The organism is Streptomyces sp. NBC_01445 (assembly GCF_035918235.1).
Taxonomy (GTDB): domain Bacteria; phylum Actinomycetota; class Actinomycetes; order Streptomycetales; family Streptomycetaceae; genus Streptomyces.
The window spans coordinates 3525173-3546187 of sequence record NZ_CP109485.1; the positions used below are offsets into that span (position 1 = coordinate 3525173).

A 21015-nucleotide genomic window follows, 5' to 3' on the forward strand; every position below is an offset into this window, starting at 1 on the left:
CAGCCCCTTACCGAGGGAAGCTCAGAGTCCTCACCCGGGGGCTAGAAGTCCCCCAGCCCGAGGTCCTCGGTCTCCTCGCCCTCTTCCTCCAGCGCCTGGCGGACCACCCTGAGCGCCACGCCCTCCGGGTATCCCTTGCGGGCGAGCATGCCCGCGAGGCGGCGCAGGCGCTTGTCGCGGTCGAGGCCGCGTGTGGAGCGGAGCTTGCGGGCCACGAGCTCGCGGGCGGTCTCCTCCTCCTGCTCGGAGTCGAGCTGCCCGACGGCCTCGTCGATCACCGCGGAGTCCACCCCCTTGGTGCGCAGCTCCCGGGCGAGCGCCCGCCGGGCCAGCCCCCGGCCGTGGTGCCGCGACTCCACCCAGGCGTCCGCGAAGGCGCCGTCGTTGATCAGGCCGACCTCCTCGAAGCGGGACAGCACTTCCTCCGCCACCTCACCGGGGATGTCCCGCTTCGCCAGCGCGTCGGCGAGTTGCTTGCGCGTACGCGGTTGTCCGGTGAGCAGGCGCAGGCAGATGCCGCGCGCCCGCTCCGCCGGGTCGGCAGGCGGCTCCCCCTTCTCGGCCCTCGACGAGGTTGGGGAGCCGCTGCCCTGTCGTCCTCCGGCCGCTTCGCCGAAGCTGCCGCGCCGACGGCCACGGCTGCGTCCGCCGTCACGAGTACCGCCACCGCCCCGTGGACTGTCGCCGTCACGCGGTCCGTCGCCGTCACGCGGCGCCCCGTGCCCGTCCAGGTCACCCGGGCCCCCGTCGCCCAGGTCCGCCGGGGAGGCGGAGTAGGCGTGATCGGCCCAGTCGGTTCGTCGCGTCACGGACTAGCTCTTGGCCGCCGCGGCCTTGGACTTGGTGGCCTTGGCCGCGGGCGCGGGCACCGTCTTGGCCGCGTCCTCGGCGGGGGTGGCACCCGCCGCGTCGGCACCGGGCTCGGCCGTGGGCGCCTCCGGCTTCACACCGACGCCCAGCTTCTCCTTGATCTTCTTCTCGATCTCGTTGGCCAGGTCGGGGTTGTCCTTCAGGAAGTTGCGCGCGTTCTCCTTGCCCTGACCGAGCTGGTCGCCCTCGTACGTGTACCAGGCGCCGGCCTTGCGCACGAAGCCGTTCTCCACGCCCATGTCGATCAGGCCGCCCTCGCGGCTGATGCCCTGGCCGTAGAGGATGTCGAACTCGGCCTGCTTGAAGGGCGGCGCGACCTTGTTCTTGACGACCTTGACGCGCGTGCGGTTACCGACTGCGTCGGTGCCGTCCTTCAGCGTCTCGATACGGCGGATGTCGAGTCGCACCGAGGCGTAGAACTTGAGCGCACGGCCACCGGTCGTCGTCTCCGGGGAGCCGAACATCACGCCGATCTTCTCGCGCAGCTGGTTGATGAAGATCGCGGTGGTCTTCGACTGGTTGAGCGCGCTGGTGATCTTCCGGAGCGCCTGGCTCATCAGGCGGGCCTGCAGACCCACGTGCGAGTCGCCCATCTCGCCCTCGATCTCCGCGCGCGGCACCAGGGCGGCGACGGAGTCGATGACGATCAGGTCGAGCGCGCCGGAGCGGACCAGCATGTCGACGATCTCGAGCGCCTGCTCGCCATTGTCCGGCTGGGACAGGATGAGGTTGTCGATGTCGACGCCGAGCTTCTTCGCGTACTCCGGGTCGAGCGCGTGCTCGGCGTCCACGAACGCCACGGCGCCGCCGGCCCGCTGCGCGTTGGCCACGGCGTGCAGCGTCAGGGTCGTCTTACCGGAGGACTCCGGCCCGTACACCTCCACCACACGGCCGCGCGGCAGACCGCCGACACCGAGGGCCACGTCGAGCGCGGTCGACCCGGTGGGGATGACCTCGATGGGCTCATTCGGCCGCTCGCCCATGCGCATCACTGCGCCCTTGCCGAATTGCCGTTCAATCTGTGCGAGCGCGGCGTCGAGCGCCTTCTCGCGGTCAGTACCTGCCATGGGTTCCACCCGATTTGCTTGAGTCGATCGCTTCACGTCAATGACGCTAGCGCCTGCCACTGACAATCGGCCTCGGCGCCCGTCCGCCTGTGGATAACTCGAGGCTCACAGCCCTGCCGCTCCCACCGAAATCCCCGGAAACACTGGGGAGAGAGCCGCCAGACACTCCATAAGAATGGATGTTCGATTTTGCTGTCAAGCGCACCACGCGCACCACGCACCCTGCGATGCGGAAGCCCGTAGACTCTGGCGCTCCCGAGGCGGCTCCGGGGCTCCCGAGGCCTGGAGGGTCCGCAGATGCCCTTGCCCTGCGCTGCAGAACCGCGGTGCTGTCCGCCGTACTCATCCTCTCTCCGGCCGGGTGCGGGCCGGATGCGAGCGACTCCGGGAAGGCCTCGCGCACGCGTGCTTCACCCACGCCGGCCTCGCCCTCCGCCGGTCTGCCGGAGGGGGACAGCTGGCGCAGCGCGTACGTCAGCGAGTCCGGCGACGCCGAGACCAGGGATGTCGCCGCCGCCTCCGCCATCGAGGACTGGGCGATCGGCCGCGACAGGATCCATGTCAGCACCGCAATCGAGAAGGCCTCCGGGTACTCGACGTTCTTCCTCCACTACGGCGGAAAGAAGTGGCGGAACTACGACGCCGCCGCCGACCTGCCGAAGCTCGCCACCCTCGGGCTGACCGTCCTGGAGGCATCCGGGCCGGACAACGTCTGGCTGGCATTGGGCGGCCTCCTACCTGCCGGGCAAAACAGGCAAGGTCACAGAGGCCGACCGTCAGCAGCGACTGCTGCTTCACGAAATCGAGCGGGTACCGGACACCCAACAGGTCTGGGGCGTTGGGTACATCGGGTCGGGCGGGGCCGACGAGGGGAACTTCTACCACGGCGTGGTGGTGACCTACGGCTCCTCCTGAGAGCCCGGTCTCGACCAGCAGCCCGGCCTGAAGCCAGGCCGTCACCGGCGGGCCACCGGCCACTCCTCCGCCGGGGATACTCCCCCCGGCGTACAGGCGGTGTCTTCGGCCGGGGGACGACGGCGCGTCCCCCGTTCGCGAGGCTTGCGCCATGGAGAACGCGCAGAACCACCGCCCGGGGACCCCGCAGGACCAGCGACCGGAGCGCCCGCGAGACCACCGCCCGGGCCGGCGCCCCACCGTCGTCGTCACGCTCGCCGCCCTGGCGCTGCTCGCCCTGTCGATCGTCGGCCAGATCGTGGCCGGCGCGGACTACCCCGCCGTGCCGCCCGGCCTCGTCATCCCGGTGGTGGCCGCCGCGCTGCTGGCCTGGCGGCCGAACCGCCGGACCGCCGGGCTCGCCCTGGCCGTCGGCCTGTTCATCGGCGTCGGCGCAGTCGTCACCCCCAACACCGGAGACCGCCTCTCCTCCGGCGACTCCCCGCTGATCGTCTCCACTCTGGCCGAGCTCCTCGCCCTCGCCGGCACGGTCGTGGCCGGCGCCGTGTCCGTACTGCGGTTCGGCCGTCCCAAGGAGGTGCGCGTCTGATGTCCTCGCCCACTACAGCCACTCCCCTGCCGGGCCCGACAGGCCCCGCCCTGACCGGCGCGGTACGGGACCTGTGGCGCGCCGCCCGCCCCTCCGAGCGCCTCTGCTGCGCCACCGGCGCCGCACTCACCCTCTCCGGCCTCGCCCACCTGCTGGTCTTCGCGGTCGACAGAGGGCCCTGGGACGGCCCTGTCTCGTGGCGCAAGCCGGTCACGTTCGGCGTCTCCTTCGGCCTGACGCTGATCGCGCTCACCTGGGTGACGTCGTATCTGCGGATCGGCGACCGCGCCAGGAACGTACTGCTCGTCGTGTTCGCCGCCGACTGCGTCCTGGAGGTCGGCGGGATCACCCTCCAGGCATGGCGGCGGGTGCCGTCGCATCTCAACATGGAGTCCGGCTTCGACACCGCCGTGTCCATGTCCCTCGCGGTGGGCGGCGGGATCCTGGTCGTGCTGCTCTCCGTGTTCGCGGTCGCCTCGTTCCGGCGCCGGCCGTCGGGGCCCACAGGGATGCCGCTCGCGCTGTGGTCCGGCTTCGCGATTCTGCTCGTCGCGCTGGCGTCCGGCGCCGCGATGATCGCGCGCGGGGTGATCCTCACGAAGACCGGCCACCAGGAGGCGGCCTACCACTCGACCGCGCCCCTCAAGCCGCTGCACGGCGTCAGCCTGCACGCCGTGCTCGTCCTGCCCGCGCTGGCCTGGCTGATGTCCCGTACGGCATGGAGCGAGAGGACCAGGAACGGCGTGATGCGCGGTGCGGTCGCCTGCTACGTGGCAGCCGTCGCCGCCGCCGGGATCTGGGCGGCGATCACCTACTGAGACCTAGGAGGCCCACCTAGGACGACGCCTACTCAGAGCCGTCCCGGGTATCGTCCGCGTCCCGTTCCGGCCCGGTCGCCGCTCCGCCCCTCGGATCGTCCGGATTACGCAGGGCGGCCCGCATGCGCGCGAAGGGGGATGAACCGGATCTGGTCCGATGGCCGTGCACCCGCGGGTCGTCCGTGACGGCATAGCGCTTCACGTACGCCCCGAGGAAGGCCTGCAGCGTCGCCACCGCGGGGATGGCGATCAGCGCGCCGACCGCACCGAGGAGCGCCGTGCCCGCGATGACGGAGCCGAAGGCGACCGCCGGGTGGATGTCCACGGTCTTCGCGGTCAGCTTGGGCTGGAGCACATAGTTCTCGAACTGCTGGTAGACGACCACGAAGATCAGCACCCACAGCGCGTACCAGGGGTCGACCGTGAAGGCGATCAGCATCGGCAGGGCGCCCGCCAGATACGTGCCGATGGTCGGGATGAACTGGGACACGAGACCGACCCAGACGGCGAGCACGGGCGCGTAGGGCACACCCAGGGCCTCGAGCAGGATGTAGTGCGCGATCCCGGAGATCAGTGCCATCAGACCGCGCGAGTAGAGATAGCCGCCGGTCTTGTCGACCGCGATCTCCCAGGCGCGCAGCACCTCGGCCTGCTTGGCGGGTGGCAGCACCGAGCACAGCGCGCGACGGAGCCGGGGGCCGTCGGCGGCGAAGTAGAACGAGAACAGCAGTATGGTCAGCAGCCGGAACAGGCCTCCTAGGACCTGCCCCGACACGTCGAGGACGCCGCTCGCGCTGTTCTGCACGTATTTCTGGAGCCAGTCGGAGTGCAGCAGGCTGTCCTGGACCGCGACCCTGCTCAGGTCCGTGTGGAACGTCTGGTTGATCCAGTTGATCACCGAGTCGAGGTAGGCGGGAAAGTCCTCGACCATGCTGACGATCTGGCCCGCGAGCATCGAGCCGAGCAGAACCATGAAACCCAGGCCGGCGATCGTGACGCCCAGGAAGACGATCCCGGTGGCCAAGCCCCGGCGCATGCCGCGCCCGGCCATCCAACTGACCGCCGGCTCCACGGCGAGCGCCAGGAAGAAGGCGATCAATACGTTGATCAACAGCCCGGTGAGTTGGTGGAACGCCCAACTGCCCAGCTGGAAACAGGCGATGAGGGACAGGGCGAGCACCATGGCCCGCGGCAGCCAGCCCGGCATCCGCGCACGCGCGCTCGCGGCCCCGCCCCCGGGGGGCGTCGGGCCGGGCGGGGAGGCGTCGGCTGTCGCCTGCAAGGTCTCGTCTGTGGGTGCCACGGAGCCAGTCTCGCCCACGCCGCTGACAGCCGGGCACCGCCCCCGCTCGTTCGAGCAGGTCAGCGGTTCTCCGACGGAACATTCATCGTGGCGCACACCGCACGCCACACGTCCTTCGCCTCCCAGCCGGCGTCGAGCGCTTCGTGCACGGTGCGCCCACCGAGTTCCGTCATCACATGATCACGCGCGAATGTTTCGGCGTAGCCAGGACCGAAGTGATCCGCCATCCGCTGCCAGAAGACCGTCAACCGCATGCCACCAGTATCCCGCCCCTGAGAGTGCAGCCCGGCACGGAAGGCTCACCGAGAACGCTTTCCGTCCTACGGTCGGTGCATGGCCGAAAACGGAGCATCCCCACTCCCTCAGACCACCTCGGCGCCCTCCCCGCTCTCCCGTGCCGAGCACTTCATCTGGCTGACCGCGCGCGTGCTGGAACAGCGCCGCTTCGCCTACCACTTCCTCGGTGCGGGCCGGGCGGGCGCAGACGCCGTCGAGACCGCCCTCGCCGCCTACCGCAACGAGGACGAGGGTTACGGTCACGCCCTCGAACCCGATCTCCGCGGCCCGGTGAGCCAGCCGCTGCACACCGGGCACGCGCTGCGGGTCCTCGACTCGATCGGACGCTGCAGCGGCCAGCGGGTGGAGCGGGTGTGCCGCTACCTGACGTCCATGTCGACCCGCGAGGGTGCTCTCCCGGCGATCCATCCCAGCCAGCGCGGCTACCCGTGCGCGCCCTTCATGCCCGTGGTGGACGACCCGCCGAGCGAGCTGCTCGCCACGGGCCCCGTGGTCGGCCTGCTGCACCGCAACCAGGTGTGGCACGCGTGGCTGTTCCGGGCGACCGACTTCTGCTGGGCCGCGGTCGAGTCCCTCAAGAAGTCCCATCCCTACGAGGTCGAGGCGGCCGTGGCCTTCCTGGACGGCGCGCCCGATCGCCCGCGCGCGGAGGCGGCCGCCGACCGGCTCGGCCGGCTCGTGCGCGAGCAGCGGCTTGCGCTGCTCGATCCCGAGCGGCCGGAGGAGTACCCCGTAGCGCCCGGGTACGCGCCGGGTGAGCACCACCTTCCGCACGACTACGCGAAGACTCCGGAGTCGCTGGCGCGCGCGTGGTTCACGGACGAGGAGATGGCACGCTCGCTGGACTTCCTCGCGGGCGAGCAGCAGGACGACGGCGGGTGGCCGATCCGCTGGCGCCAGTGGGCTCCGGCGGTCGCGCTGGAGGCGCGCCCGATGGTGACGGTCGAGGCGCTGCGCACGCTGCGGTCGTACGGGCGGCCCATCGCCTGACGCCTTCGTGGGCGGCACCTCAGGAGGTGTCGGCCGCGTCCCTCAGCAGAAGCGCGGCGATGGCGAGTGCCGTCCCGCGCGGAGCCGACAGGTCGATGCCCGTCTGCTCGCCGATGCGGGCGAGCCGGTTGTCGACCGTGTTGGGATGCAGGCCGAGCGCGGCAGCTGTCGCCCTGCGGTCCTGCCGGTGGGCGAGATGGGTCCGCAGGGTCTCCAGGAGTTCGGGCCGGTCGGCCACCGGGTCCAGGAGGGCCGCTATCCGATGGCTCGTCTCGCTGGGACGGGACAGGTGATACTCCAAGAGCACGTCGTCCAGTCGGTGCAGTCCGGCCGGGATGCCGCACGCGCGCGTGATGCGCAGGATCTCGGTCGCGGTGCGGGCCGCCGCGGTCACCTCCTCGGGGCCGGCCGCCTGCACGGCGGCCACCCGGACCTCGAACCCGCCGGCCTTGGCGAGGCGGCCAACCAGATCGTCGGGGGCCGGGCAGTCCTTGGGCACGATGACCCGCCCGCCGTCGGCCTCCAGGAGCGCGAACACTTCCACTCCGAAGGCGTGGTCCAGGGCGGTCTGCACCCGACGCAGCCTGCGCCGCACGGCGACCCGCCCCTCGGCGGGATCCGCGTCGAGGCCGAGGGCCAGTACGAGCGCGGGCCCTTCGAGGCGGAGCTGGTCCAGGAGGACGTGCCCGGGCGGGACCATCCCGTCGAGCAGGCCGCGCACCAGGGAGCGGACCTGGGCCCGCTGCTCGGCCTCCAGGGCGGACCGCTCGTCGAGATACGTCTCCGCCACGGCCCCCACGATCCCCGGGTGCGACTGCAGCAGTACGTCGACGAGTTCGACCAGCGCGCCTTCCTCACCGGGGCCCGCAGCGTCACGCAGGGCCCGCCACAGGACGTAGGCGCCGTGTGCGTGGGTGCGCAGGAGGAGGTGCAGCGGCATGCCCTCCTCGGCCCGCTGAGCGGCGCGCTCGCGGAACAGCCGGAGGCTGCCGGGCTGGACCAGGTCCGGCTCGCTGACACTGCGCAGGAAGAGCCGTACGCCGTGCCGGGCGGTCGCGGCGACTTCCAAGTCCTTCACGTCATCGGGGAGTTCGGCGTATCCGGGCAGTTCCTCGAACGACTCGCGAGCCATGCGGCGGGCGAGTTCGTTGACCCTCGGTTCGCAGCGCGCGGCCAGGGAGCGGGCTTCGGGCGACAGGGCCACTGTTCCTCCATTCCCCCATGGACGTGGACCGGGCACTGCGTTTGTGACGCGTCACATTACCCACGGGTGGGACATGTGACGCGAGGCGGTGTCCGATCTCACATCTGGGGCCGAAACTCGTGGCCGGTGGCGATCGACCGCACTGCACACAAGGAGCCGAGGACATGACCGAACACAAAGAGCGGGGCACCCAGCACGCCGCGTACGCCGACTACATCGACCGGGTCTGGCAGGGCACCGAGACGCTGCTGCCTCATCTGACGGGCACGTACTCCGGGAGTGAACTGGTGCGCCTGCGTGACCGCGTGGGCTTCTTCCCGGCGTTCGCCAACGTGGCGGCCTTCGACACGGGCGACGGCGTGGTCCTCATCGACTCGGGCGACTTCCGTACGGCGGGCCAACTGCACGAGGCGGTCGCCGGGTTCGGCGCGGGACCGGTGCGCTCCGTGGTGTACACGCACGGCCACGTGGACCATGTCTTCGGAGTGGCTCCCTTCGACCAGGAGGCCGACGAGAGCGGCGGACCGCGCCCCGAGGTGATCGCCCACGAGGCCGTCCCCGCGCGGTTCGACCGCTACATCAAGACGGCGGATTACAACTCCTGGATCAATCGCAGGCAGTTCGGAGTGCCCTCCCTGGAGTGGCCCACCACATACCGCTATCCGGACGTCGTCTACAGGGACCGTCTCACCGTGCGGCGCGGGGAGCTGACGTTCGAGCTCGTGCACGCGCGCGGGGAGACCGACGATCACACGTACGTATGGATCCCCGAACTCAGGACGCTGTGCACGGGCGACCTGTTCATCTGGAACGCGCCGAACGCGGGCAACCCCCAGAAAGTGCAGCGCTATCCGGAGGACTGGGCGCACGCCCTGCGCGCGATGCAGGAGCTCGGCGCCGAGCTCCTGCTGCCTGGGCACGGCGTTCCCGTCGTCGGCTCCGACCGCGTGCACCAGGCTCTCGACGACACCGCGCGCCTCCTGGAGTCGCTGTGCGAGCAGACCAGGGAGCTGATGAACGCGGGCCACCGCCTCGACGCGGTGATCCACGGGGTCAAGGCCCCGGAGGACCTGCTGGCGAAGCCGTACCTCCACCCGGCCTACGACGAGCCCGAGTTCGTCGTGCGCAACCTGTGGCGCCTGTGGGGCGGCTGGTACGACCAGAATCCTGCGCACCTCAAGCCCGCCCCGGAGGCGGACGTCGCGGCCGAGTTCGCACGGGCCGCGGGCGGGGCGTCCGCGCTGGCGCTGCGCGCCTCCGAGCTGCTCGCCGCCGGGGAGCTGCGCCTCGCCTCGCATCTGGCCGAGACGGCGGCTCTGGCGGCGCCCGCCGATCAGGAGGTGGCACGCGTGCGTGCCGACGTGTTCGCACAGCGTGCCCTCCAGGAGACGTCGACCATGGCCCGCGGTGTCTTCCACTGGGCCGCGGCAGAGTCGGCGGCCGTGGCCGCCGGCACGGACGTACAGACGGAGTTGACGCGCTCCCCGGCAGGACGCAAGCGGGCCGAAGGGGCGATCAGCGTCGGTGTGGTCGACGACGAAGACGGCTGCTGCTGATGAGCCGGGCGTGGCGCACCACGTGGCTGCTGCTCGCCTTCATGCTCGTGAACTTCGCGGACAAGGCCGTGCTCGGGCTCGCGGGCCCCGAGATCCGGGCGGACTTCGGCATCACGCGGCAGGAGTTCGGCACGGCGCAGTCGGCGTTCTTCGCGCTGTTCTCGCTTGCCGCGCTCGGGGTCTCGGCCCTGACGCGGCGCGTGCGGACGACGACCCTGCTGTTGGTGCTCGCGCTGTTGTGGTCGGTGGCGCAACTGCCGATGCTGTGGGGAGCGGCTGGGTTCGGCACACTGCTGGCCACGCGCGTGCTCCTCGGTGCGGCGGAGGGGCCCGCCTCTCCGGTCGCCATGCACCACGTCCACGGCTGGTTCCCGCAGCGTGAGCGGGCCCTACCCACCGCGGTCCTCCTGGTCGGCGCAGCGGCGGGCGTGGCCGTCGCGTCGCCAGTGCTCACCTGGGTGATCACGCACTGGGGCTGGCGCTGGTCGTTCGGTGTCGTCGGTCTGGCGGGACTTCTGTGGGCCGTCTGCTGGCGGCTGTGGGGCACCGACGGGCCACTGGCCCCGTCGGTCACCACGAAGAAGCACTCCGAGGCCGCAGAGCGGACGCCCACGACAGACACAGTGCCGTTGCGCGCCATCCTGCTCTCCGGCACGTTCCTGACCGCCGCGTTCGGCTCGTTCGCCGCCTACTGGTCGATGAGCACCATGCTGACGTGGGCACCGGACTACCTGGAGAGCGTCGTCGGCTGGGACCTGCACCAGGCGGGCACGATGGTCGGCCTGGGCGCCCTCGCCAGCGGGGCGGTCATCCTCGGCCACGGCCTGATCGCCCAGCGGTCCGCCCGCAAGGGCACACCCCGGCGCCTGCCCCCAGGGGCTGGTGCGGGTCTCCTCGTCACCGTCGCGGGCTGCGCCACCGCCGTGTACGGCACGACGGACTCCCTGGCGGTCAAGGTGCCCATGATGCTCGGCCCCATGGCGCTCGCCATGGTGATGCTGACGGTGGCATCCACGGCCTGTGCCCGCATCGCTCCTCCGGCCCAACGCGGCGTCGTCCTGGGCACCTTGACTTTCGTCTACGCGCTGGGCGGCATCCTGTCGCCCCTCGTGCTCGGCGGCATGGTGGACCGCGCGAGGTCGGTGTCGGCCGGTTACGAAGAGGGCTGGCTCCTCACCGCCGGGCTGCTGGTGACGGCGGGGGTGCTGGCGGCGCTCTTCTGCCGCCCGGAGACAACGGCCCGGCGACTCGGCCTACCGGAACCCGCGGCGGGGTCGGTGCCGCAGGTGCCGGTGGCGCACTGAGTGTGGGTGGCAGGCGCGCAAGGGGTCCACGCGCGCGTGGGGGGGGCTCAGCCCGTGACGGCGCGCAGTCCGGCCGTCACCACGACGGCCGCCGCGACGACGACCAGGAACGGCGCGCGCAGGATCAGCGCGACCGCCGCCGCGGCCAGCCCGGCCGCCTTCGCGTCGAGGACGAGCGTGGTGCCTTCGGCGAAGGTCTGCTGGGCCGTGAGCGCGGCCAGCAGGGCCACGGGGAGCAGCGCCGCCAGTCGTCGGACCAGGGGCCGTTCCAGGACACCGGCGGGCACGAGGAGGCCGATGAGCTTGACGGCGTAACAGCCGACTGCGGTCACCGCGACCGCGATCCAGATGTTCATCGGTCCTCTCCTTGTCCGCCGTCGGTCTTCTGCAAGGTCGCTCGTGAGTTCTGGTCCGGGCTCTCCTCGGTCTCTCTCCGTGCCACCCGGCGCCCCTCTACGTAGAGCACGGCCGGCGCGGCGAGTGCGGCCACCAGGACCGGCACACCGGCCGGCAGGACGGGCAGCAGCCCGAGGCCGAGGATGACGGCGATACCGGCCACGGCCCGTTCCGTTGAGGTCCGCAGCATCGGCGCGAGCAGCGCCAGGAAGACCGCTGGTCCGGCCGCGTCGAGCCCCCACGCGTCGGTGTCGCCGATGGCCTCCGCGCCGAGCGCCCCGAGCAGGGTCGTGAGGTTCCACAGCACGTACAGGGTGAGTCCCGTGACGGTGAAGCCGATACGGGCGCTGCGGCGCGTGGGCTGGGCGAGCGAGACGGCCGTGGTCTCGTCGATGACCCAGTGCGCGGCGAAGGGGCGCAGCACGCGCGGGAGGGCGAGCAGCTGGGAAAGACGCAGCCCGTAGAAGGAGTTGCGCACGCCGAGGAAGAAGGCGCCCGCGGCGGCGGTGAGCGGGTTGCCGCCGGCCGCGATCGCGCCCACGAGGGCGAACTGCGAGGCCCCGGTGAACACGAGCAGGCTGAGCGCGCAGGTCTGGAGCACGCTGAGGCCGCTGCCGGCCGAGGTCACGCCGAAGGCGAATCCGGAGAGTCCGACGGCGACGCCGACGCCGAGCGCGTCCCGGACGACGGCGGAATCGGCCTTCTCAGGCCCTCCGCCCCCAGGCCCACCGCCCCCAGGCCCACCTGCTCCGGGCCTGCCCTCCCCGGGAGTCCCTACTTGCCCAGGCTCGCCCGGCTCCCGTGCTGATCCGGCGCGTCCTGATCCGGTGCATATCGCTGCGGATGTTGTCTGTTCTGCCACGCCTCCGACGGTACGAGGGAGCGCGCGGCCGGGTCTTGTACGTTCTTGCGCTCCCGCTGGTAGGCGCCGGGCGGTACGCCGACGATCCGCGTGAAGTGCCGGTTCAGGTGCGGCTGGTCCGTGAAGCCGACTTCCACGGCCGCGTCGGCCGGTGCCGTGCCGCCGTCCAGGAGGCGGCGGGCGGCCCGCACGCGCGCGTCGGTGAGCCAGGTGTGCGGCGGCATGCCGTACGCGTCCCTGAAGGCGCGCAGCAGAGCGAACGGGCTGGTGCCGAGTTCGGTGGCGAGGGTCTCCAGGGACGGCGGCTCGGCCATCCGCTCGACGAGCACGGCACGCGCGCGTGCCGCGATCGAGGCGCCGGCGGACCGCATGGGGCGCGCAGTCATGGGCTGCCCGTGATCGCGCAGCAGCCGCGCGACCACGATGCGCAGCAGACTGTCGGCGGCGAGCGCGTTGCCCTCCTCGGCGGCGCGGTGCACCTCACTGATGAGGTGAGCCGCCTGCGGGTCATTCACGATCGGCTGGGCGAACGCCGCGGTCCCTCGGACCGCCATGGTCTCGCCCGCGATCTCGGCTATGACATCGGCCGACGGGTAGAGCGTGTGGTAGGCCCACCCTTCGGGCTCCCCCGCCCTCGCCGTGTGCGCCACCTCGGGGTTGATCATGACGACGGTGCCGGGGCCCGCGTGCACCGTGCCCGTCGGCAGGCCCACGTCCTCGACCCCGCTGTTGACCGCACCGAAGACGTACCCGTCGTGGCTGTGACGGGGGAAGGTGTGACGGACGTAGCGCGCCCGCAGCAGGTCGAGGCCCGGCAGCTGTTCGTAGCGCCAGTGCCTGGCCCATTCCTTCGTTCCCGAACCTGCCATGTGTTCCATTCTGCGCCACGACCGGGCCGCGCCGCCCCGCCGCCGAGGTCAGGATGCGGAGCGTTTGCGCAGGTCCGGGCCATTGTCAGTGGGGAGGTGCACGATGGGTGCATGGTCAGGTCCGCACGCAGCCCGCTCGACGGTTTCTCCCCCGCGACCCGCAATTGGTTCACGGGGGCGTTCTCCGCGCCCACGTCCGCACAGGCCGGGGCGTGGCAGGCCATCGGCGAGGGCTCGGACGTGCTGGTCGTCGCGCCGACGGGTTCCGGCAAGACGCTGGCCGCGTTCCTGGCCGCCCTGGACCAGCTGGCGTCGACGCCACCGCCGGCCGACCCGAAGAAGCGCTGTCGCGTCCTGTACGTCTCGCCGCTCAAAGCCCTCGCGGTCGACGTGGAGCGGAATCTGCGCAGCCCGCTCACCGGTATCCGGCAGGAGTCGGTGCGCCTCGGGCTGCCCGAGCCCGAGGTGAAGGTCGGCATCCGCTCCGGGGACACTCCCCCGGCCGAGCGCCGCGCCCTGTCGACCCGGCCCCCGGACATTCTGATCACGACGCCGGAGTCGCTGTTCCTGATGCTCACGTCCGCCGCGCGTGACGCGCTCACGGGCATCGAGACGGTGATTCTCGACGAGGTGCACGCGGTCGCGGGCACCAAGCGCGGCGCCCATCTCGCGCTGTCCCTGGAGCGCCTCGACGAGCTGCTGCCCCGGCCCGCCCGCCGGATCGGACTGTCCGCGACGGTCCGCCCTGTCGACGAGGTGGCGCGCTATCTGTCGCCCCAGCGCAAGGTGGAGATCGTCCAGCCGCGCTCGGGCAAGGAGTTCGACCTCTCGGTGGTCGTCCCCGTGGAGGATCTGGGCGAGCTCGGCGGCTCGCCCGTCGCCGACTCCGACCAGGGCGCGGAGCGGCCGTCGATCTGGCCGCATGTCGAAGAGCGCATCGCCGACCTGGTCCAGTCGCACCGCTCGACGATCGTCTTCGCCAACTCCCGCCGCCTGGCCGAGCGCTTGTGCAACCGGCTGAACGAGATCGCGTACGAGCGGGCGACGGGCGAGGCCCTCCCCGAGGACCATGCACCGGCCGAGCTGATGGGCGGCTCGGGCGCGGCGAACGGAGCGCCGGCGGTCATCGCCCGCGCCCACCACGGATCGGTCTCCAAGGAGCAGCGCGCCCTCGTCGAGGAGGACCTCAAGGCGGGCCGGCTGCCCGCCGTGGTGGCCACGTCCAGCCTCGAGCTGGGTATCGACATGGGCGCGGTGGACCTCGTCGTCCAGGTGGAGTCCCCGCCCTCCGTGGCCTCCGGCCTCCAGCGCGTGGGCCGCGCGGGACACCAGGTGGGCGCGGTCTCCACGGGCGTGGTCTTCCCGAAGTACCGGGGCGACCTCGTCCAGGCGGCGGTGGTCACCGAGCGGATGCGCACGGGCTCCATCGAGTCCCTTCGTATCCCCGCCAACCCCCTGGACGTGCTGGCGCAGCAGCTGGTCGCGATCACAGCGCTCGACACGTGGCAGGTGGACGACCTGCTCGCGCTCGTCCGCCGTGCGGCCCCCTTCGCATCGCTTCCGGAGTCCGCGTTCACCGGCGTTCTCGACATGCTGGCGGGCCGCTATCCCTCCGACGCGTTCGCCGAGCTGCGTCCACGCGTGGTGTGGGACCGCATCGCCGGCACGGTCACCGGACGCCCCGGTGCCCAGCGCCTGGCCGTCACCTCCGGGGGCACGATTCCGGACCGCGGCCTCTTCGGGGTGTTCCTCGCCGGATCCGACCCCAAGAAGGGCGGCGGGCGGGTAGGTGAGCTCGACGAGGAGATGGTCTACGAGTCCCGGGTGGGCGACGTGTTCACCCTCGGTACGAGTTCCTGGCGCATCGAGGACATCACGCGCGACCGCGTGCTGGTCTCCCCCGCGCCCGGCGTCCCGGGCAGGCTGCCGTTCTGGAAGGGCGACCAGCTCGGCCGCCCGCTCGAACTGGGGCGCGCGGTGGGCGCGTTCCTGCGCGAGGTCGGCTCCCTGTCCACGGAGGACGCGCGGCTCCGGCTGCTCGCGGCGGGCCTCGACGCGTGGGCCGCCGACAATGTGCTGGCCTATCTGTCCGAGCAGCGCGAGGCCTGCGGCCACATCCCGGACGACCGGACCATCGTGGTCGAGCGGTTCCGTGACGAGCTGGGCGACTGGCGGGTCGTCGTGCACTCCCCCTTCGGCGCGCAGGTGCACGCCCCCTGGGCGCTCGCTCTCGGCGCCAGGCTCGGCGAGAAGTACGGCATGGACGCCCAGGTCATGCACGCCGACGACGGCATCGTGCTGCGCCTTCCCGACGCCGACCTCATGAGCCTCGACCTCCTGGACCAGGAGCCCTCGAAGGCCGGTTCGGAGTACGACGCCGACCAGGCGCCCCTCGGGGCCGCCGACGTTGCCTTCGACAAGGGCGACGTCAGCCAGATCGTCACCGACCAGGTCGGCGGCTCGGCCCTGTTCGCGGCCCGCTTCCGCGAGTGCGCGGCCCGCGCCCTGCTGTTGCCCCGCCGCAACCCCGGCAAGCGCACCCCCCTGTGGCAGCAGCGCCAGCGCGCCTCCCAACTCCTCCAGGTGGCCAGCGAGTTCGGCTCGTTCCCGATCGTCCTCGAAGCCGTACGGGAGTGCCTCCAGGACGTCTTCGACGTGCCCGGCCTCGCGGAGTTGATGGGTGACATCGAGTCCCGCAAGGTCCGCCTCGTCGAGGTCACCACCCCGGAGGCCTCCCCGTTCGCCCGTTCCCTCCTGTTCGGCTACGTCGCCCAGTTCCTGTACGAGGGCGACTCCCCGCTCGCCGAGCGGCGCGCCGCCGCCCTCTCGCTGGACTCGCGGCTGCTCGCCGAACTGCTCGGGCAGGCCGAGCTGCGCGAGCTCCTCGACGCGGACGTGCTCGCCGAGCTGGAACAGGAGCTCGGGTGGCTCACCGACGACCGCCGCATCAGGGACGTCGAGGGCGTCGCGGACCTGTTGCGCGTCCTCGGGCCGCTCACGGACGCCGAGTTGGCGGATCGGGGCGCCGAGCCGGGGTGGGCCACGGAGCTGGCGTCCGCCCGCCGCGCCATCCGAGTCCGTATCGCGGGAGCCGACCACTGGGCGGCGATCGAGGACGCGGGCCGGCTGCGGGACGCGCTCGGCACCGCGCTGCCCGTGGGCGTACCCGAGGCCTTCACGGAGCCCGTCAAGGATCCCCTGGGCGACCTTCTCGCCCGGTACGCGCGCACGCACGGCCCGTTCACCTCGGCCGCGGCCGCCACCCGCTTCGGCCTCGGCGCGGCGGTCACGGACGGCGCGCTGCAACGCCTGGCGGCGAACGGGCGGGTGGTGCAAGGCGAGTTCCATCCGGCCGGCATCGGCCAGGAGTGGTGCGACGCGACGGTGCTCCGGCGTCTGCGCAGGCGTTCGCTCGCGGCCCTGCGGCACGAGCTGGAGCCGGTCCCGCCCGCCGCCCTCGCCCAGTTCCTGCCCCAGTGGCAGCACTTGGGCGGGCAAGGGCTGCGCGGTGTCGACGGTCTGGTGCGCGCGGTCGAGCAGTTGCAGGGCGCGTCCGTACCGGCGTCCGCCCTGGAGAAGCTCGTCCTGCCGTCCCGGGTCTCGGGCTACACGCCCGCGATGCTCGACGAACTCACGGCGTCGGGCGAGGTCGTGTGGGCGGGCGCGGGCTCCCTGCCCGGCAAGGACGGCTGGGTCTCCCTGTACCTGGCCGACACGGCACCCCTGCTGCTCCCCGCGCCGCACCCCCTGGAGCTCACCGCCCTCCACCAGTCCGTCCTGGACACGCTCTCCGGTGGCTACGGCCTGTTCTTCCGCCAGATCGCCGACCAGGTCCGCGCGACAACGCACCCCGACGCCACCGATCCTCAACTGGCGGACGCACTCTGGGACCTGGCCTGGTCCGGGCGGCTCACGAACGACACGCTGGCCCCGATGCGCTCCCTCCTCGGGTCGGGCCGCACCGCGGGATCCACGGCTCACCGCGCCCGCCGCGCGATCCCGCGCGGGCGCTACGGGGGCCTCACCGCCGCCGCGCGGACCGCCTCCCGCTCGGGCCCGCCGACCGTCGCTGGCCGCTGGTCACTGCTGCCCACAGTCGACCCCGACCCGACAGTGCGCGCCCACGCCCTGGCCCGCACGCTCCTCGACCGGCACGGTGTGGTGACCCGGGGCGCCGTCGCCGCGGAGGGCGTGGAGGGCGGTTTCTCCGCGGTGTACCGCATCCTGTCCGCCTTCGAGGAGAGCGGCCAGGCCCGGCGGGGGTACGTCGTCGAGGGCCTCGGCGCCGCGCAGTTCGCGATGGACGGGGCGGTGGACCGCCTGCGCGCGGCCGCGAACGCACGCGATCGCGGGGATGCCCCGCCCGACCCCTACGCCGGTCCGCCCGGCGCGCCCATGCCCCCCACGACCGACCCGTCGGCTACCTGGGACCCGTCGTGGTCCACCGCCAGCGGGCCGCACACCATCCCGGACTTCCCCCCGGACTTTCCCCCCGGCTTCTCCCCGGACGCCGTCCCGGATTTTCCCCCGGACTTCGCGGAACACAACGCCTGGCCCGCACCCGGCCGCCCAGGCCCAGGCCCCGGCCCCGATCGCACCCCGCGCCGCCGAAGAGCCGCGTCCAGAGCCGTCGTTCTCGCCGCCGCAGACCCGGCGAACGCCTATGGCGCTGCCCTGACCTGGCCCGACTCCCCCACCGGCGCCGGACACAAGCCGGGCCGCAAGGCGGGCTCCCTGGTCGTGCTCGTCGACGGCGAGCTGACCCTCTACATGGAGCGCGGCGGCAAGACCCTGCTGGCCTGGCCGGCGTCCGAAGGCGACGCCGGCGCGCTCTCCGCGGCCGAGGTCGCCGAGGACTCCCGGCTGCCCGCCGCCGCGGAGGCACTGGCCGACGCCGCCAGAGCGGGCTCCCTCGGCACGATCACCGTGGAGCGGATCAACGGCTCCGCCGCTCTGACCTCTCCGTTCTCGCCCCTCCTGGAAACAGCCGGCTTCCACGCAACCCCGCGAGGCCTACGCCTGCGCGCATAGACCCGACCCCGCACGGAACACGCCCACCCGCCCCCTCCGACGTCACCCCAAACCCTCACCGGCCCACCGCTCCCCCCATGCCGCCCACCGCCGCCCCACGCCGACCACCCCACCGCTGCCACCCGTGCCACCCTTGACCCATGCCCGAAGGAGACACCGTCCTGCAGACCGCGCGGCGTCTGCACACCGCCCTCGCGGGCCAGGTGCTCATCCGCTCCGACCTGCGCGTCCCCCGCTTCGCCACGGCCGACCTGACCGGCCGCACGGTCCTCGACGTCACCCCGCGTGGCAAGCACCTCCTCACCCGCATCGAGGGCGGCCTCACCCTGCACTCACACCTCCGGATGGACGGCTCCTGGAAGGTGTATGCACCGGGAGAGCGCTGGACCGGTGGCCCCGGCCACCAGATCCGCGCCATCCTCGGCAACGCCACCCGCACCGCCGTGGGCTACCGCCTCCCCGTCCTCGAACTCATGCGCACGGCCGACGAGATCAAGGTGGTCGGCCACCTCGGCCCCGACCTGCTCGGCCCGGACTGGGATGCCGAAACGGCCCTGCGCAACCTCCTCAGCGACCCGGCTCGCCCCCTCGGCGAGGCACTCCTCGACCAGCGCAATCTCGCGGGCATCGGCAACGTCTACAAGTCCGAGCTGTGCTTCCTCCTTCAGGTCACCCCATGGCTGCCCGTCGGCGACCTCCCCGACGGCACCGCCGCTCGACTCCCCGAGCTGGCCAAGAAGCTCCTCGAAGCCAATCGCGACCGCCCCGCACGCGTCACCACCGGCAGCGGCCGCCCCGGCCAGCGGCTCTACGTCTACGGCCGGGCGCCTCGCCCCTGCCTGCGCTGCCGCACCCCGATCCGCGTGGCCGACCAGGGCGACGGCTCCCGTGACCGCCCCACCTACTGGTGCCCCTCCTGCCAACACGGCCCGGCCCCACGCCCGTACGCCAAGCAGCCCGCGCACGCCAGATAGCGAAGCCCTGCTCCGCAACCACACCAGATAGCCCGTACAAGCTAATTGACGACCCGTCAGAAGTGCTCGTACGGTCCCCTCATGCCCGTCACCGCGTACGACCTCACCGGACGCACCGCATTCGTCACCGGCGCCGCGAGCGGCATCGGACGCGCTTCCGCCCTGCTCCTGGCCGACGCCGGAGCCACCGTGCACTGCGCCGACCGCGACGCGCAGGGCCTGCACGAGACGGAGACGCTGATCAAGGCCAGGGGCGGCACGGCCCGCACCCACGCCCTCGACGTCGCGGACCGCACCCAGCTCGCCGAGGCGGTGGCCGCGGCCGTCGACGCGACGGGCCGTCTCGACGTCATGGCCGCGATCGCCGGGATCATGCACAGCAGCCCCGTCCTGGAGACCCGCGACGAGGACCTCGACCGCGTCCTCGGCATCAATTTCAAGGGGGTGCTGTACGCCTGCCAGGAGGCCGCCCGCGCCATGATCGCGACGGGCACTCGCGGCAGCATCGTCACGATGGCGTCGGGCGCCGTGGACACCGGCGGCCCCGGACTGCTCTGCTACGGCGCCTCGAAGGCCGCGGTCGTCCAGCTGACGAAGACACTGGCGACCGAGGTCGGCCCGCAGGGCATCCGCGTCAACGCGGTCGCGCCCGGCTGGATCCGTACGCCCATGACCGGCCGCCACGACGCGTCGGAGCAGTCGCACACCGAGGCTCTGATGGTCCGGATGTCCCCGCTGGGCCGCGTAGGCGAGGCGGACGACATCGCCCACGCCGTCCTGCACCTGGCGTCGGACGCGTCATCGTTCACGACGGGCCAGATCCTCCGCCCGAACGGCGGCGTCGCCATGCCCTGGTAAGCAGGCCGGCCCCAGCGAACCGCCTCGCCCTCATAGCCGCTCCATCAGCCCCCGTCGCCCCCACAGCCGCCCCAGAAGACTGCCCCGCCCCCACAGAGGTCCTGCCCCGCCTCACGGCCCCCACCGCCCTCGCGGCCCGGGCCTTGGGCACACAGTGCACCGGCAGCAGGCTCAGCCCCCACCCGCCGGCCGCCACGGCTCCCTCGAACGCTCCCGCGTCCGGCGAGAAGGCCAGCCGCAGCACGCCCCACCACCACAGCGCCCCGAAGGCCACGGCCGGTATCCAGCGCGCGTTCCGCCACACCCCGGCCGGTATTCCGCGCACGGTCCGCCACGCCACGGCCGCCACCTCCTGCCCGATGCCGGATCGGATCGAACCCGAACGCCGGCGCCACCCGGCGGCAGGGCGCTACGGAGGCGTTCCCGCACACCGAAGGCGCTCCCGCCCACGTCGAAATCCCCTTCACCATGGCACGAATGCCCTGATACGGGCATGTCGAGCCCGCCCCGGCACCCCTGGCCCACCGCTCCAAGCACCCTGGCCCGCCCCTCCTGACACCCCGATCCCGCCACTCAGCCCCCTCTCCTGACACCGCGCTCCCACCACCCAGCCCCCTCGGCATGCAAAAGCCCCGGCCGATCTCCCGGCCGGGGCTTTCACACACTTATGAGTGACACCTGCACGAGGCGTCACGCCGCGCGAACTCACGCAGCGACGACGTCCACCGCTTCCGCAGGCGCCTTGATGGTCACCCGTTCCGGTGGAACACCGGCCACGGAGACAGAATTGAGCCGCGGGCGAACCGGTGCGGGCACCGGATCAGTAGCCGCTGCCGACTCGGCCAGCTCGGCGAGAGCGAGCTCGTCGCTCACCTCGCGCATGAGCTCGGACATCCGTACGTCAAGCGCGTCGCAAATAGCGGACAGCAGCTCGGAGGATGCCTCCTTCTGCCCCCGCTCCACCTCGGAGAGATAGCCGAGCGAGACTCGGGCGGACGAGGAGACTTCGCGCAGAGTACGGCCCTGGCGCTGGCGCTGCCGACGCAGCACGTCACCCAGCAGGCGACGGAGCAGAATCATCGGTGGCTCCCTCCTCGGACCGCGTAGCCGCA

The 21015-nt window shown here is 72.2% G+C and carries 17 protein-coding genes; 8 read left to right on the plus strand and 9 right to left on the minus strand.

The genetic code is table 11. From position 1 onward, the window contains the following. Positions 1-41: 41 nt before the first annotated feature. Positions 42-809, minus strand: coding sequence for a recombination regulator RecX (gene recX, locus OG574_RS16020; protein ID WP_326773805.1), 768 nt, complete (start codon positions 807-809; stop codon positions 42-44). Positions 810-812: 3 nt separating this feature from the next. Continuing rightward, the gene (recA, locus tag OG574_RS16025; RefSeq protein ID WP_326773806.1) at positions 813-1937 is read right to left on the minus strand and encodes a recombinase RecA; all 1125 of its coding nucleotides are present in this window, start codon (positions 1935-1937) and stop codon (positions 813-815) included. Between the two features lie 1066 nt (positions 1938-3003). Between recA and OG574_RS16030 the strand changes: the two genes are divergently transcribed. Next, positions 3004-3441 carry a hypothetical protein gene (locus OG574_RS16030; protein ID WP_326773807.1) on the plus strand — a complete coding sequence of 146 codons (438 nt, stop codon included), beginning with the start codon at positions 3004-3006 and terminating at the stop codon, positions 3439-3441. After that, positions 3441-4259, plus strand: coding sequence for a hypothetical protein (locus OG574_RS16035; protein ID WP_326773808.1), 819 nt, complete (start codon positions 3441-3443; stop codon positions 4257-4259). Before OG574_RS16030 ends, OG574_RS16035 begins: the two co-directional genes overlap by 1 nt. A gap of 28 nt (positions 4260-4287) precedes the next feature. Here the strand turns inward: OG574_RS16035 and OG574_RS16040 are convergent, their stop codons facing one another. Together OG574_RS16040 and OG574_RS16045 are read right to left on the minus strand one after the other, a co-directional pair. After that, on the minus strand, positions 4288-5562 hold the full coding sequence (locus OG574_RS16040) for an AI-2E family transporter (protein WP_326773809.1): 1275 nt from the start codon (positions 5560-5562) through the stop codon (positions 4288-4290). Between the two features lie 59 nt (positions 5563-5621). Further along, the gene (locus OG574_RS16045) at positions 5622-5816 is read right to left on the minus strand and encodes a DUF3046 domain-containing protein (protein WP_100591081.1); all 195 of its coding nucleotides are present in this window, start codon (positions 5814-5816) and stop codon (positions 5622-5624) included. A 79-nt stretch (positions 5817-5895) separates the two neighbouring features. Here OG574_RS16045 and OG574_RS16050 point away from each other — a divergent pair, with 79 nt between their 5' ends. Next, complete coding sequence (locus OG574_RS16050) at positions 5896-6849, plus strand: hypothetical protein (RefSeq protein ID WP_326773810.1); 954 nt, start codon at positions 5896-5898, stop codon at positions 6847-6849. Positions 6850-6868: 19 nt separating this feature from the next. On the opposite strand, the gene OG574_RS16055 is transcribed toward OG574_RS16050, so the two are convergent. Then, the gene (locus OG574_RS16055; RefSeq protein ID WP_326773811.1) at positions 6869-8053 is read right to left on the minus strand and encodes a PucR family transcriptional regulator; all 1185 of its coding nucleotides are present in this window, start codon (positions 8051-8053) and stop codon (positions 6869-6871) included. Between the two features lie 164 nt (positions 8054-8217). Here OG574_RS16055 and OG574_RS16060 point away from each other — a divergent pair, with 164 nt between their 5' ends. Further along, positions 8218-9609: an alkyl sulfatase dimerization domain-containing protein gene (locus OG574_RS16060; protein ID WP_326773812.1), complete on the plus strand. Its 1392-nt coding sequence runs from the start codon at positions 8218-8220 to the stop codon at positions 9607-9609. Beyond that, positions 9609-10913 (plus strand): MFS transporter, encoded by a 1305-nt coding sequence (locus OG574_RS16065; protein ID WP_326773813.1) that lies wholly within the window; start codon positions 9609-9611, stop codon positions 10911-10913. Before OG574_RS16060 ends, OG574_RS16065 begins: the two co-directional genes overlap by 1 nt. 47 nt (positions 10914-10960) lie before the next feature. On the opposite strand, the gene OG574_RS16070 is transcribed toward OG574_RS16065, so the two are convergent. From OG574_RS16070 to OG574_RS16080, 3 genes are read right to left on the minus strand one after another with little or no spacing between them, the layout of a single operon-like run. Beyond that, complete coding sequence (locus OG574_RS16070) at positions 10961-11269, minus strand: AzlD domain-containing protein (protein WP_326773814.1); 309 nt, start codon at positions 11267-11269, stop codon at positions 10961-10963. After that, positions 11266-12144, minus strand: a complete 879-nt coding sequence (locus tag OG574_RS16075; RefSeq protein ID WP_442816926.1) for an AzlC family ABC transporter permease — start codon at positions 12142-12144, stop codon at positions 11266-11268. The genes OG574_RS16070 and OG574_RS16075 overlap by 4 nt, the downstream gene beginning before the upstream one ends. Beyond that, a complete protein-coding gene (locus tag OG574_RS16080; RefSeq protein WP_326773816.1) occupies positions 12084-13040 on the minus strand; it encodes an AraC family transcriptional regulator in 957 nt (318 codons plus the stop codon). The genes OG574_RS16075 and OG574_RS16080 overlap by 61 nt, the downstream gene beginning before the upstream one ends. Before the next feature lie 111 nt (positions 13041-13151). On the opposite strand from OG574_RS16080, the gene OG574_RS16085 reads away from it, so the two are divergent. The 3 genes from OG574_RS16085 to OG574_RS16095 all read left to right on the plus strand — a co-directional run bounded on the left by OG574_RS16085 (position 13152) and on the right by OG574_RS16095 (position 19903). Further along, on the plus strand, positions 13152-18071 hold the full coding sequence (locus OG574_RS16085) for an ATP-dependent helicase (protein WP_326773817.1): 4920 nt from the start codon (positions 13152-13154) through the stop codon (positions 18069-18071). A 140-nt stretch (positions 18072-18211) separates the two neighbouring features. Further along, entirely contained in the window at positions 18212-19045 is an 834-nt protein-coding gene (locus OG574_RS16090) for an Fpg/Nei family DNA glycosylase (RefSeq protein ID WP_326773818.1), read from the plus strand. An 81-nt stretch (positions 19046-19126) separates the two neighbouring features. Continuing rightward, positions 19127-19903, plus strand: a complete 777-nt coding sequence (locus tag OG574_RS16095) for an SDR family NAD(P)-dependent oxidoreductase (RefSeq protein ID WP_326773819.1) — start codon at positions 19127-19129, stop codon at positions 19901-19903. Positions 19904-20608: 705 nt separating this feature from the next. Here OG574_RS16095 and OG574_RS16105 read toward each other — a convergent pair. Further along, positions 20609-20983, minus strand: a complete 375-nt coding sequence (locus tag OG574_RS16105; protein WP_100591071.1) for a helix-turn-helix domain-containing protein — start codon at positions 20981-20983, stop codon at positions 20609-20611. Between the last annotated feature and the right edge of the window lie 32 nt (positions 20984-21015).